A 13965-nucleotide genomic window follows, 5' to 3' on the forward strand; every position below is an offset into this window, starting at 1 on the left:
GCTTTTTATTTTACATTCTGTCAACGGTTCCAATTCCCAAAAGAGAAAGTCCTTTTTTGATGGTTTTTCCTGTGAGTGCAGAAAGTTCTAGCCGGAATTGTTTTGTGTTTTCGTTATCCTGATTCAGAATCGGATTGTTTTGGTAAAATGAGTTATAGGATTTTACCAAATCATACACGTAATTGGCAACCAAAGCAGGAGAAAGGGTTTCCGCTGCTTTCGAAACCACCTCTTTAAAATTAGAAAGATTCATCACCAATTCTTTTTCCAAATCATTCATTTCATAGTTTGAAACGGATTGTTCTTGATATTCTGCTTTAGACAACAAAGATTGGATTCGGGCGTAAGTGTATTGAATAAAAGGACCTGTGTTTCCATTGAAATCAATACTTTCTTTTGGATTGAAAAGCATTTTCTTTTTAGGGTCAACTTTTAGCATGAAATATTTCAAAGCGCCTAAACCAACCGTTTCGTAAGATTTTTCTTTTTCTGAATCTGAAAGGTTTTCAAGTTTACCCAATTCTTGCGCTTTTTCCTTTGCCGTTTCGTACATTTCCTGCATCAAATCATCGGCGTCAACTACGGTTCCTTCGCGGGATTTCATTTTGCCTTCGGGAAGTTCCACCATTCCATACGACAGGTGATAAAGGTTTTCCGCCCAATTATAGCCGAGTTTTTTAAGAATTTTAAACAAAACATCAAAATGATAATCTTGTTCGTTTCCTACGGTATAAATTAATTTCTGAATGTCGTTATCTTTGAAACGCTGAACTGCAGTTCCCAAATCCTGTGTCATGTAAACCGAAGTTCCGTCTGAACGAAGCAATAATTTTTGGTCAAGACCTTCGTCCGTTAGATCGCACCAAACAGAGCCATCTTCTTTTCGAAATAGAATTCCTTTAATCAAACCTTCTTGGATTAAGTCTTTTCCCAAAATGTAGGTGTTACTTTCATATTGTACTTGGTCAAAATCGACGCCTAATCTCTTGTATGTTTCACCAAAGCCTTCATACACCCAAGAATTCATTTCGTTCCAAAGATTTCTTACTTTTTCGTCGCCTTTTTCCCAATTGAGGAGCATTTGCTGGGCTTCCTGAATGATGGCTGCATTTTTTTTGGCTTCGTCCTCGGTTTGCCCGTTTGCAATTAAATCTGCGATTTGCGATTTGTAGTTTTTATCGAATTCTACATAATAATTTCCGACAAACTTGTCACCTTTTGTGTTGCTTGATTTTGGAGTTTCACCATTTCCGAACTTTTCCCAAGCCAACATTGATTTGCAGATATGGATTCCACGGTCATTGATGATTTGGGTTTTGATGACGTTATAACCGTCTTGCTTTAGAATTTGAGCAACAGAAAATCCTAAAAGATTATTTCTGATGTGTCCCAAATGTAAAGGTTTATTGGTATTTGGTGAAGAATATTCTACCATAACGGTTTCGTTCTTTTCCGGAACCTTATCAAAATTGTCTTTTACAGAATTAAAATTATTGAGAAAAAAACTGTTCTTGATTTTAAGATTTAGAAACCCTTTTACCACATTGTAACTCTCAAGAAAATCTGATTGAGTTGATAATGCGTCTCCTAATTCCATTGCAATTACATCAGGACTTTTCTTCAATATCTTCACTAAAGGAAAAGTAACGATGGTGAAATCGCCTTCATGATCGGGATTTGTTTTCTGAACCTCAAGAGTTACCTTTTTTGGATCATTTTGATCATCAAGTTGATAATTCGTTTGGATAATTTCTTGGAGTTTATTTTGTATGAGATTTTTAATATTCATTTTAAAATTTTGAATGACAAATATACGGAAATAAAAAAACCACTCCGAAGAGTGGTTTCTGTTTAATTCACTAAAGTGAATTAGTTTTTATCCCAGAATACTTTTGTATATAAGAAATCTCCACCAATAGCAGATGAACCTGCATTATAATTTGTTGGGTTGGTAGATTGTTCAGTTACAGGATATTTTAATCTCACAGGAACTTTATTGTTCGCATCAGATACTGCACCTGCAGCTGGTAACAATATTGGATAATCTAATCGTCTCCAGAAATTGAAACTGGTTGTTGGTTGGTCATACATTGCCACCCAAGCTTGTTCACCAAGTGATTTTTTCCAGTTTGTGGCATCATAAGGATGAGTTGTCAGATAAGCTGTTGCGTCAGCAGCAGTTTTTCCCCATTGTAGGAAAGATGCGGTAACAGCATTTGTATAAGCTACTGCTGGAGCCGCTCCAATACCCCATCTTGCAGATGCTTCAGCAAGATAGAAGGCTACTTCTGTATAATTCAATAAAATACCTGGAGTTGTAGTAGTGTAGGCAAATGTTCCCACTCTTGTATTAGAGTTGAATGAAGATTTTGCACCAATTGTTCCACCTTTATAATAATAACTGAAACCTAAATCATTTTCTTCAACAACAGAGCCAGGTACATAACCACTCAAAGTGAATGAATTTCCTGAAATACTTGTAATAGTTCCAACTTTTGTATTTGGCATTACATATACATCATCGCCAACTTTAGGTGCCACTGCAGGTGCAGGGTCAGCTGGAGTAAATGTAATTGTTGAACCAGTAACATTGGTTACACTTCCTGCTAAATAGTGAACGTTCTTTTGCATATATAAATCTCTCCTCACATCATTGCTATCATTCATATAGTCCACAAGAGTTTTACCTAATACATAGTCATTACGATTGCTTGCAACTAAATTTGCATACAACTGGCTATAATTAGGCGATGCAAGATACGCAAGAACGCAGTCGTCAGCTTTTGAAGCAAATACACCTCCGGCAATTGCTGCTTGAACTGTTGATTGTGCGAGGGCTGCATCGGAATCCGCTATACCAATACCAAGTTTCAACAATAAAGAGTTACCAAATTTTTTCCATTTTGAAATGTCTCCATTATAGTATTTCTCTCCAGAAGCAAAAGTTTTTCCTGTTGTATCAAGATTTGCCAAATCTTGCTTTACTCTGTTGATTAAGCTTGCATAAATATCTTTGCCACTATCATATTTAGGAAGCGGGTGTACATCAATGTCGAGAGCCTCTGTATAAGGAATATCCCCATAGGTATCTACTAAAATTTGAAATGCATATGCTTGTTGTAAATCAATGATAGCCAATTGGTTTTTCATTTGCTTCGGCCAACCCGCTTGTTCAGTGGCAGTCGGCTGATAGGCAAGTATTAATTTTCTCGCTTGGTCAAGATTTTTAAGTACCCTTACGTACATATAATTCCAAACCTGATCTGATACATTTCTTGTAGAGAAGTTATATTGACTTTCGTCAATATAGGTAGTCTCCTGCCAATATTGCATTGTTAACCTAAAGTTATTGATATTTACGTTAGGTGTTGTTACATAATCTGCTAATTGTTTCTGAGCATAGGTCAATACACTAGAAGGAACAGTGGTATAATAACTATTCGGGTCTGTATTAATCTCTTCCATTGATTCCCTTCCACAAGATTGCAGTAAAGAAACCAATAAGATGGATGCTAATATTTTTTTCATTATTTTATAGTATTAAAAGTTAAGTCTTACATTGAAAGATATTGTTCTTGTGGTTGGAAGAACACTGGATTGATATCCTTGTACGTTCCCGGCACTGAATCCAGATTCTGGATCTGCGTAAGGCATGTTTTTATGAATAATCCAAAGGTTGTTTCCAATTAAACTAAATGATGCTCCCTGTACAAAAGTTGACTGTAAAAATCGTTTAGGTAAAGAATAAGTTAAAGCAACTTCTCTAAGCTTTACGAAAGAAGCATCATAGATAAATTGAGATGCAGGATATGCTAAATATCCAAATGCATTTGTACCTTCTGCATCAATTCTAATGTTGTTTTGCACATAATTTGGGTTTGCTGAAGTACCAGTATTGATTACTCCTGGTAAAATTAGACCACCGCCATTAGCTAATGAATTTCTCACAGGATTTCCTAAATCGTTGTTGAATACCGTTTCAGGATATAAACCAGTCGACATTCCATAATATTGGTCAAGAGAGAAAATGTCACCACCTTGTCTTACGTCAACTTGGAATGATAAACTTAAATCCTTGTAAGAAAGTCTGTTTATCACACTTCCAAACCAATCTGCCTGGGTGTTTCCAATAACGGCGTTAGTATTACTTGTCAAGTATTTTCCTCTAGAAGCACCTGTACTGTTATCAATTATTTTATTACCATTAGCGTCATATACGAAATCAGATCCTTTAATAGTACCATAATCTTCATTTAATGAAGCGTTAACCGTAACACCTCCTTGGAAAGACCCTAAAGTAATATTTTCAACACCTGAAGCCAATTCTGTTACTTTAGATCTAGGGTTAGACCAGTTTATATCCATTCCCCAAGTGAAATCTGTTGTTTTAATTGGCACCAAATTTAAGGCAACTTCAAATCCTTCTGATCTCATATTACCAACATTTTGGAATTTCGCTGAATTTCCGGAAGCCAAAGTTACAGGCAACGCAAGTAATTGGTCAGAAGTATCTGCTCTGAACCAGCCTAAATCAAATCCTACTCTGTTTCTGAAAAACTGTAGATTAATACCAGCTTCTAACGATTTAGTTTTTTCCGGCTTCAAATCTGGGTTTTTTGCAGTAGTATTATATAAAAAGGTTGGGGTTCCAAATGTTGTTGTTTTTGAATAGGTGTTAAGAATTTGGTTCGGATCAGTATCATTTCCTACCACAGCGTAAGAAGCCCTAATTTTACCAAAATTCAATGCTGAACCTTTCAAGAATTCCCAGTTGGAAATTACCGCACTAAAGGAAAGGGAAGGATACCAATACGTATTATTTTGTGGCGGCAATGCTGTTGATACATCTCTTCTAATGGAACCCTCAACAAAATAAGTATCTAGAAATCCTAATGATGCTTGTGCGAAAAGACCGTAAATTCTTTTTTCTGTATCCCTGACAATTGGGTCGTTAGGTGTTGCAGCACTGTTAGTCACAGAATAAACTCCTGGAATAAACAATCCTCCCTGTGTGCCTTGAAGGTTTCTATATAATCTCTGAACGTTAATGTTAGTACCTAATAATGCAGTAACACTCAAGTTTTCTGAAAATTTATCCTTATAAGTTCCAATGAAGTCATAATTCTCCTCATTTCTTCTCTGATTTTCTAAGGCATAACCAGACCCTTGATTTCCCGTAGCGGGACCAAATGACATCGCATCTGGTAGTGAACCTACAGCTCTTCTTTCGTCAATCATGTAGGTATATCCGTCATGAGATACTCTACCAAGTAAATTGAATTTTTCATTGATATCATAACTTAAACTGAAGTTACCCGCAAATCTTTCTCTTGAATCGGTAATATAGTTCTCGTAAAGACGGAAATAAGGGTTGTCCCAGTATAATGGAGCTGTGTTATCAGGACCGGACATGTTCCAAGAATTGTTACGCTTATTCATGAAGTACAAATCTCTCTGGTCATACATGTCAACGTTTGTCGCCCACCATTGTCTGAAGTTACCCATCATACCGTGATAACCAGTTGGGTTCTTTCCTACAGTTCCTTGTTTAACGAAAGTTCCAAATAAACTTGCAGTTAAATTATCTGTAATTTTATATGATGCATTACCGGTAATTGCGTTTTTATCTAGCTTTGTATTAGGAAGGATGTCATTGCCCTGAACATTTTGATAAGACAAACGGAACGAAGAAACCTCATTCCCTTTTGAAACAGAGATTGAGTTATTATAGCTAAATGCTTTTTCAAATAATTTTGAAGGATCATTCGCTGCCTTTACCCAAGGTGTAGCTTTCCCAAAGTTTTTAGAGCCTGGAATGAATGCCGTATATTGCCAAACCATTAAGTTTGGATTGTAAGCGGCACCGTATGAAGCATCTTCGTAGGTTGGTGATAAAGGTTGCCCATTATAAACTTCAAAGAAAGAATCCTCATTTGGCCCATATACAGGTCCATAACCTTGTCCATACTCGGATTGGTAAGTTGGGAAAGTTTCCTTGTTGATAGCAGAGTAAGAAATAGACGACGTGAAATCAATGTCTAATTTCTGAGATGCCTTACCTTTTTTGGTGGTGATAATAATCGCACCGTTCGCTGCTCTTGAACCATAAAGTGCAGTTGCAGCCGCACCTTTCAATACGTTGATTTCTGCAATGTCTTCAGGGTTGATATCGGAAATCGTATTCCCGATATCCACAGACAATCCTGATGTATTAATCGACGTACTGTTGTTAATCATAGGAGCGCCATCAATTACGAATAAAACTTGGTTGTTTCCAGCCATTGAACGGTAACCTCTTAAGGTGATATCAACTGAACCACCGATGTTACCACTGTTCTTGATGTTAAGACCCGCAACTTTACCAGAAAGGTTGCTACTGAAGTTTGCAGTAGGCGTTCTTGTTACATCTTCAGATTTAATACTTTGTGTTGCATAACCCAAAGATTTTCTTTCTCTTTTAATACCTAAAGCCGTTACTACAACGCCTTCGATATCCTGGGTTTTAGTGGTGTCTGTCTGCGCATTTACCAAGGCAAATGACGAAGTCAAAACTACAGCTAAAACGCTTGTTGTTAGTTTCTTCATATCAAATTAAATTTTTTCATTGTCACAAAAGTGCAAAACTTTATCAAACTGACCAAATTTTTTGTTAAATAATTCTTAATAAATTTGTAATCTTATATTAATCGTAATTTTAAACGTTTATTTAAATTGTTTATTGTGGAATTATTAAAAAAGTGGTCGAATCTTTATTTAGAAGCAGGGTGTGATGAAGTGGGACGTGGCTGTTTAAGTGGTCCTGTTGTCGCTGCAGCCGTTATTTTGGACGATAATTTTAAGCAAAATTTGGTTAACGATTCCAAAAAATTAACAATTAAGACCAGATTTGAACTTGATTCGTATATAAAAGACAATGTAAAAGAATATGCGATTGCCGAACTTCCACCCGCTTTTATAGATGAACACAATATCCTTAATTCCAGCATTCACGCGATGCATCTTGCCCTTGATCAATTGAAAATTCGACCAGAACTAATCTTGGTAGATGGAAACAAATTTCATCCCTACAACTTTACGCCGCATCAATGTATTATTAAAGGTGATTCTAAAATACTCTCAATTGCTGCAGCTTCTATTATAGCAAAAAATTACCGGGACAAATTAATGATTAATCTTCATGATGAATTTCCTCACTATGGCTGGAATAAAAATATGGGTTATGCCACCAAACAACATCGTGAAGCGCTGAATAAATTCGGGCCAACCATTCACCATAGGAAATCTTTCAAGCTTATTTATGATTGATGCACAATCTACTTTTCGGATTTCAGCAGTGTACATTTTGAAGAAGGTTGAAGTTTGAAAAACAAAAAAAATCGGAAATTATAGTTTCCGATTTTTCTTATATATATAATTAAGGAGTATGAAACCCTTTCACTCACCAATACAGCAACACGCTAACTATTTTTTCTTCCCTTTTTGCTGCTGTTGCAATTTCTGCTGCTCCTGCGCTTGTTCCATCATTTCACGCATTCTTTTTTGGAATTTTCCTTCCTTTTTCGGCTCTTTCTGTTTGTTGGCCTGAATTTGAGCGTGAATCTTCTTCTCATCCAAAATCCAATAGTTAATGACTAAAATAATGAGGATGTTGATTGCATTCGAAACAAAATAATACCAGGAAAGTCCAGATGCAGAGGTGTTTAAGAAAAATAAGAACGTGATTGGGAAAATATACATCAACACTTTCATATTCGGCATTCCTTCCTGTGTCGGTTGCTGAATATTTCCTGCCGTCATAACGGTATAGATAAGTATAACAATAGTACACGCAATCGCGAAAATACTTAAATGGTCACCTAAAAAAGGAATATTGAAAGGTAGTTTTATAACATCATCATACGCTGTTAAATCTTTAGCAAACCAAAAACTTTTCCCTCTTAAATCAATCATATTTGGGAAGAAACGGAACAACGCATAGAAAATAGGAATCTGAATCAAGCCCGGTAAACATCCCGCCATTTGATTCACGCCTGCTTTTCGGTAAACCGACATCACTTCCTGCTGTTTCTTCATCGGATCCGCGTCCTTGAATTTGGCATTCACCTCATCAATTTCTGGGCGAATTACTCTCATCATCGCGCTCAATTTATGTTGTTTGAACATAATTGGCGACAAGATAATTTTCACGAAAATCGTCATCAAGAAAATTACCCAACCTGCAGCAATTCCCCAACTTGAAATTAAATTATATAAAGGAATAAAGAACCATCTGTTCAAACTTCCGATAAATGACCAACCTAAAGGAAGAAGTTCATCAAAATTTTTACCTTCATAAGACTTTAATAAAGGTAAATCCAAAGGCATAAAGTACCATTTGAAATCCTGATTCAATTCGTTTCCTGCCAAATCAACCTGCCCGTTGAAATTAAATTTCTTCAAGTATTCACCTTCTTCAATCATTTCCTGCGAACCTCTGGAATTTTTGAAACCGTTTTTTGGTTCAATTAATGCCGTGAAAAACTGTTGTTTTACAGCGAGCCAATTCAAAGTTTCATCGGGTTCTTCCATGGTGGTTCTCCCGTCGTAGTCAAAACTTTTGTAATTGTTGAACGTGTAATTGAATTCCGTGTGCGTTTGTTCTTGTGAACGACCTTTTTCCATTTCACGAACGTTGTAATCCCAAACAAAATCTGCTTTTTGGTCCGAAACCAGTTGCGAAAGTCCCTGAGTTTTTACATTGAAATCAACAGTGTATTTATCTGATAAATTATAAATAAACTGGATAACCGCTCCATTCACATTTGCCTGCATCGTTACAGAATTTCCGTTTTGAACAGGCGAGAAAACCAAATCTTTCGTGTTGAAAATTTTCCCCGTTTTGTCTTTAAACTGAAATCCGTAAGTCGAATTATTTTTATCGAAAAGCAAAAGCTGCTTGTCGTTTTTGTCGGTAGTTCTGTTGTACGCTTTGTATTGGTTCAGTTGAACGGTTGAAATTTGTCCGCCCAAAGTTGAAATCGTCAAAGTCAAGTCCTTGTTTTTCAACTCCACTTGCTGAATGGAAGCGGTTTTTACACTGTCGTTCAGATTAGTGACGATGGCAGGTTTTGTAGGACTGTTTTGTACGGTTTGCGTAGCTTTTGCTTTGTTTTCTGCATCTTTCAGCTGTTGTTCTTTCGCCTGTTTGTTTTGGAAATAAAACATTCCACCCATTAAAATAAGCGTAAAAAGTACGAAACTAATCAGTTGATTCTTATCTAAACCGTTATTTTGCTGCATGTTTTTTAATTTGAGATTTGACCCCGAATTCTCGGGACAAGGTTTTTAAGTCTGAAAATTCTCAAACTTTATACCCGAAAATTTAAGTGGACAAAAATACTGATTTTTTTAGAAAGCACTCACTTTTTATCATTAAATAAAAATGTCCGTATAATGAACGGACATTTAATTATTTTAGAAAGGAAACCTGCGTCATCTGCAAAATCAGTGAGAAAAATTATTCTTCGTCGCCGCTTTTATAAACGCTTTAAACAAAGGATGCGGTGTTGCAACCGTACTTTTGTATTCCGGGTGATATTGAACACCGATATAAAAAGGATGATTTTTCAGCTCTAAAGTCTCCACCAAACCAGTTTCGGGATTAAAACCGCTCGGAATTAATCCATTCTTTTCAAAGTCTTCCTTAAATTCAGAATTGAACTCATAACGATGACGGTGTCTTTCTGAAATATTTTTTGAGCCGTAAATTTCCGCCAATTTCGAACCTGTTTTCAAGGAGCATTTCCACGCTCCAAGTCGCATTGTTCCGCCTTTTTCCACCACATTTTTCTGTTCTTCCATTAAAGAAATCACCGGTTCTGGAGTAGAAGTGTCAAACTCCATTGAATTTGCTTTTGATAAACTTAAAACATTTCTTGCAAACTCAATCGTCATAATCTGCATTCCCAAACAAATTCCCAGAAGCGGAATATTATTCTCACGTGCAAACTTCGCAGAAAGGATTTTCCCTTCAATTCCACGGTCACCAAAACCTGGAGCAATCAACATTCCATCGATTCCCTTAAATGTTTCTTCAACATTTTCTTTGGTAATTTCGCCACTGTAAACCCAACGGATTTTCACTTCGGTTTCCAAATCTGCACCTGCGTGAATGAACGCTTCCGCAATCGATTTGTAGGAGTCTTGAAGCGAAACATATTTCCCCACCAAAGCGATTTCCACCTTTTTCTTTGGATTCTGATATTTTTTAAGGAAATTTTTCCAATCTTTCAAATCGGCTTCCTTATCGCTCTTTAAACCTAATTCTTTCAAAACCACATCATCAAAATCTTGTTTCTGAAGATAAAGCGGAACTTCATAAATCGTGTCCAAATCTTTGCATTCAATCACATTTTCTAAACCTACGTTGCAGAACTGCGCCAATTTTGCACGCTGTTCTTTCGGAATTTTATGTTCGGTTCTGCACACCAAAACATCGGCTTGAATTCCGCTTTCCATCAACTGACGAACCGAATGTTGTGAAGGTTTCGTTTTCAATTCGCCACTCGAAGCCAAATAAGGAAGCAGCGTCAAATGAATCACCATCGAATTATTTTCGCCCAACTCCCATTTCAACTGACGCACCGATTCGATATAAGGAAGCGACTCGATATCTCCCACAGTTCCGCCAATTTCGGTGATGATGATGTCGTAATCTTTCTTTGCCAAAATTTTGATTCTGCGCTTAATCTCGTTCGTAATATGCGGAATCACTTGAACGGTTTTTCCTAAAAAATCACCTTTCCGCTCTTTTTCAATCACGGTTTGATAAATTTTTCCGGTCGTAACGTTGTTGTTTTGTGAAGTTTGAGAATCAAGGAATCTTTCGTAATGTCCCAAATCCAAATCGGTTTCCGCTCCGTCTTCGGTCACGTAACATTCACCGTGTTCGTAGGGATTTAAAGTTCCGGGATCGATATTGATATAGGGGTCGAGTTTCTGAATGGTGACTTTAAAACCGCGTGATTTCAATAACAAACCAAGCGACGCCGACACAATTCCTTTCCCCAAAGAAGAGGTAACACCTCCTGTTACGAAGATGTATTTGGTGTTCTTTTTACTCATTAGATTAGGTTTGCGCAAAGTTAGTGGAATTTGGCAGACAAGGCAAATGAAATTTTTAGGAGCCGGGAACCTGCTTTCCGCTCCTACTCCTCACGCCAACGCTTTTGCCATCGTTTGTTGCGGGGTAACCGCTGCAATCAGGGCTATTTTTAACACTGTGACACCAAGAAAATACTACTTTCACAAAGCTGGTGTTATTTGTCAGAAACTTTGTGCCTTTGTACTGAAATCTTAAAAATTTCACGAAATTCGCAACATGGCAAAACTCAAAACAGCATATTTCTGTCAAAACTGCGGAACTCAATATCCACAATGGCTCGGTCAGTGCAAAAACTGCGGACAATGGAATACTTTGGTCGAAGAAATTGTAGAAAAACCTTCCACAAAAAGTGTTTTAGAAAAATCGAAACAGCACATCATCAACATCATCGAAGTTGAAACCAACGAAGAAGCCCGCATCAAAACACCTTCCGAAGAACTCAACCGCGTTTTGGGCGGTGGAATTGTTTTAGGTTCCGTCACCCTAATCGGCGGCGAACCGGGAATTGGAAAATCAACGCTTTTGCTGCAGCTCGCCTTGAAAATGAAGAAGAAAATTCTTTACGTTTCCGGTGAAGAAAGCGCATCACAAATAAAAATGCGAGCCGACCGATTGACTGAACTTCAAAATCCGCACTGCTACCTTTTTACCGAAACTTCCGTGGAAAAAATCCTTCATGAAGCCAAAAAACTGAAACCTGATTTTGTAATCATCGATTCCATTCAAACCCTTCAAAGTCAGTTGATTGAAAGTTCACCTGGAACCGTTTCCCAAATCCGTGAATGTTCCAACGAAATCATCAAATTCGCAAAAGACACGAATACACCTGTTTTTTTGGTTGGTCATATCACCAAAGACGGACAAATTGCAGGTCCGAAAGTCTTGGAACACATGGTCGATGTAGTTCTCAATTTTGATGGAGACAGAAATCATTTGTTCCGATTATTGAGAGCGAATAAAAACCGTTTCGGTTCCACTTCAGAAATTGGAATTTACGAAATGATTTCGCAAGGTTTAAAGGAAATTAAAAATCCTTCTGAAATCTTAATCACCAAAAAATTTGAAGAGCTTTCAGGAAATTCAGTCGCAGTAACTTTGGAAGGAAATCGCCCGATGTTGATTGAAATTCAGGCATTGGTAAGTTCGGCCGTTTATGGAACTCCACAAAGAAGTTGTACCGGTTTCGATTCCAAAAGGTTGAATATGCTTCTTGCCGTTCTCGAAAAAAGAGCAGGTTTTCAGTTGGGTGCGAAAGACGTTTTCCTCAACATTACCGGCGGCATAAAGACCGATGATCCTGCTTTAGATTTGGCGGTGGTCGCTTCGATTCTTTCTTCCAATGAAGATATTGCCATTTCCGAACATTTCTGTTTTGCGGGAGAAATCGGTTTGAGTGGCGAAATTCGTCCCGTTCCCCAAATTGAGCAACGAATTTCCGAGGCGGAAAAATTGGGTTACGAAAAGATTTTTGTTTCGAACCTCAATAAAATTCCAAAGAAAAAGTATGGAATCACGATCGTGGAAGTGAGCAAGATTGAGGATTTTCATGAGTTTCTTTTTTAGGCTGGAAGAGGGATGACGGAAGCTGGATTAAGATGAATTTGTGAATTAGAAATGTTGGTTTTCACACTAAAGTTTTTATCAAAATCTTTTTCCTATTTTTGAAAAAATTATTAATTGGTGGCGTTTGAGCATCCATCACCCTGCACTCATCATCCAATTCCATGAACTTTCTCGCCCATTCCTACCTCACTTTTTCCGATGAACAAATTGTCGGGCAATTTCTGGAAGACTTTATCAGAAACAGCGAGCGTTATTCTTTTCCCGAAAAAATTCAACAGGGAATAACTTTGCATCGAGAAATTGATACTTTCACCGATGCTCATCCCGAAATTTCGGAAGCAAAGAAGGTTTTCAGTCCGTTGGTTCGGCTGTATTCGGGAGCATTTGTGGACGTGGCATTTGATTATTTTTTGGCAAATTCCCTTCCAGACGATGTTCTTTTTAATCATTCCCAAAAAGTATTTCGGATTTTGTGGAAGCATGAAAAATATCTTCCCGCAAATTTCATTTTAATGCTAAAAAAAATGGAAAAAGACAATTGGCTCTACAATTACAAGGAAGATTGGGGAATCAAATTTTCCATCCAAAACGTGTTGAACAAAGCGAAATATTTGGATAAAAATTTAGCGGTTTTTGAAGTTTTTATGAACAACAAACCTCGACTTCAAAATCATTTCGACATTTTCTTTCCAGAACTTTTGGAGCATGTCACAAAAATCAACTCGGAATTTTAGAAGTTTTTGTAGAGATAACGATCCGGATAATTCAATCGGTCGCTTTGTCTTTTTCCGCCCACGATAATGTGGATGATGTTCATTTGGTCGTCAAATAAATTGTACAGAAGACTCACCGCAGTTTCCACTTTTTTGGGTTGATTTACTACCTCCGATTCTAAATAAATATTGACCGATTCGCTGTCTTCTTCGTAACCTAAATAACTGATTTTCACAAATTTATTATCAACTTTTAGCTTTAAGTAATCCGCACAGTATTTGGTGAGCAATTCATTGATTTGAGATTTGTATTTAGCGTCATTGAAATGAACTGCATTTCCGTATTTTTCCTTCAAAGCGTTTTCTAAATCATCCAAAAAAAATTTCCCGGAAATCTCAAAAGTTTTGGATTTTGAACTGTAGTTAAATTCAACAGAACCAACGTGGTATGGATGGATTTCCCTGGCTTGAAGATTTGTATAGAATAGAGCAAAAAGGAAAGAAAGAAGAAAAAGTATTTTTTTCATGACTCAAAAGTAAATATAA

Annotated in this window: 9 protein-coding genes; 3 read left to right on the plus strand and 6 right to left on the minus strand. The window is 37.0% G+C overall.

Annotated features, from left to right (window positions below; genetic code table 11):
• Positions 1 to 10 precede the first annotated feature (10 nt).
• The 3 genes from argS to J4771_RS10920 form a co-directional block, all read right to left on the minus strand.
• On the minus strand, positions 11 to 1789 hold the full coding sequence (argS, locus tag J4771_RS10910) for an arginine--tRNA ligase (protein WP_224135032.1): 1779 nt from the start codon (positions 1787 to 1789) through the stop codon (positions 11 to 13).
• Positions 1790 to 1869: 80 nt separating this feature from the next.
• Positions 1870 to 3528: a SusD/RagB family nutrient-binding outer membrane lipoprotein gene (locus J4771_RS10915; protein WP_224135033.1), complete on the minus strand. Its 1659-nt coding sequence runs from the start codon at positions 3526 to 3528 to the stop codon at positions 1870 to 1872.
• 12 nt (positions 3529 to 3540) lie between these two features.
• The gene (locus tag J4771_RS10920; protein WP_224135034.1) at positions 3541 to 6585 is read right to left on the minus strand and encodes a SusC/RagA family TonB-linked outer membrane protein; all 3045 of its coding nucleotides are present in this window, start codon (positions 6583 to 6585) and stop codon (positions 3541 to 3543) included.
• A gap of 135 nt (positions 6586 to 6720) precedes the next feature.
• On the opposite strand from J4771_RS10920, the gene J4771_RS10925 reads away from it, so the two are divergent.
• The gene (locus J4771_RS10925; RefSeq protein WP_224135035.1) at positions 6721 to 7305 is read left to right on the plus strand and encodes a ribonuclease HII; all 585 of its coding nucleotides are present in this window, start codon (positions 6721 to 6723) and stop codon (positions 7303 to 7305) included.
• A gap of 156 nt (positions 7306 to 7461) precedes the next feature.
• Here J4771_RS10925 and yidC read toward each other — a convergent pair whose 3' ends face one another.
• The gene (gene yidC, locus J4771_RS10930; protein ID WP_224135036.1) at positions 7462 to 9279 is read right to left on the minus strand and encodes a membrane protein insertase YidC; all 1818 of its coding nucleotides are present in this window, start codon (positions 9277 to 9279) and stop codon (positions 7462 to 7464) included.
• A 204-nt stretch (positions 9280 to 9483) separates the two neighbouring features.
• Positions 9484 to 11103: a CTP synthase gene (locus tag J4771_RS10935; protein ID WP_224135037.1), complete on the minus strand. Its 1620-nt coding sequence runs from the start codon at positions 11101 to 11103 to the stop codon at positions 9484 to 9486.
• 256 nt (positions 11104 to 11359) lie between these two features.
• On the opposite strand from J4771_RS10935, the gene radA reads away from it, so the two are divergent.
• Both radA and J4771_RS10945 read left to right on the plus strand, forming a co-directional pair.
• Positions 11360 to 12706 carry a DNA repair protein RadA gene (gene radA, locus J4771_RS10940; protein WP_224135038.1) on the plus strand — a complete coding sequence of 449 codons (1347 nt, stop codon included), beginning with the start codon at positions 11360 to 11362 and terminating at the stop codon, positions 12704 to 12706.
• Positions 12707 to 12867: 161 nt separating this feature from the next.
• Positions 12868 to 13440 (plus strand): acyl carrier protein phosphodiesterase, encoded by a 573-nt coding sequence (locus J4771_RS10945; protein ID WP_224135039.1) that lies wholly within the window; start codon positions 12868 to 12870, stop codon positions 13438 to 13440.
• Here J4771_RS10945 and J4771_RS10950 read toward each other — a convergent pair.
• Positions 13437 to 13946: a DUF6702 family protein gene (locus J4771_RS10950; RefSeq protein WP_224135040.1), complete on the minus strand. Its 510-nt coding sequence runs from the start codon at positions 13944 to 13946 to the stop codon at positions 13437 to 13439. The genes J4771_RS10945 and J4771_RS10950 overlap by 4 nt on opposite strands.
• Positions 13947 to 13965 lie beyond the last annotated feature (19 nt).

Origin of the sequence: Candidatus Kaistella beijingensis, from assembly GCF_020084865.1 — a bacterium.
GTDB classification, from domain to species: domain Bacteria; phylum Bacteroidota; class Bacteroidia; order Flavobacteriales; family Weeksellaceae; genus Kaistella; species Kaistella beijingensis.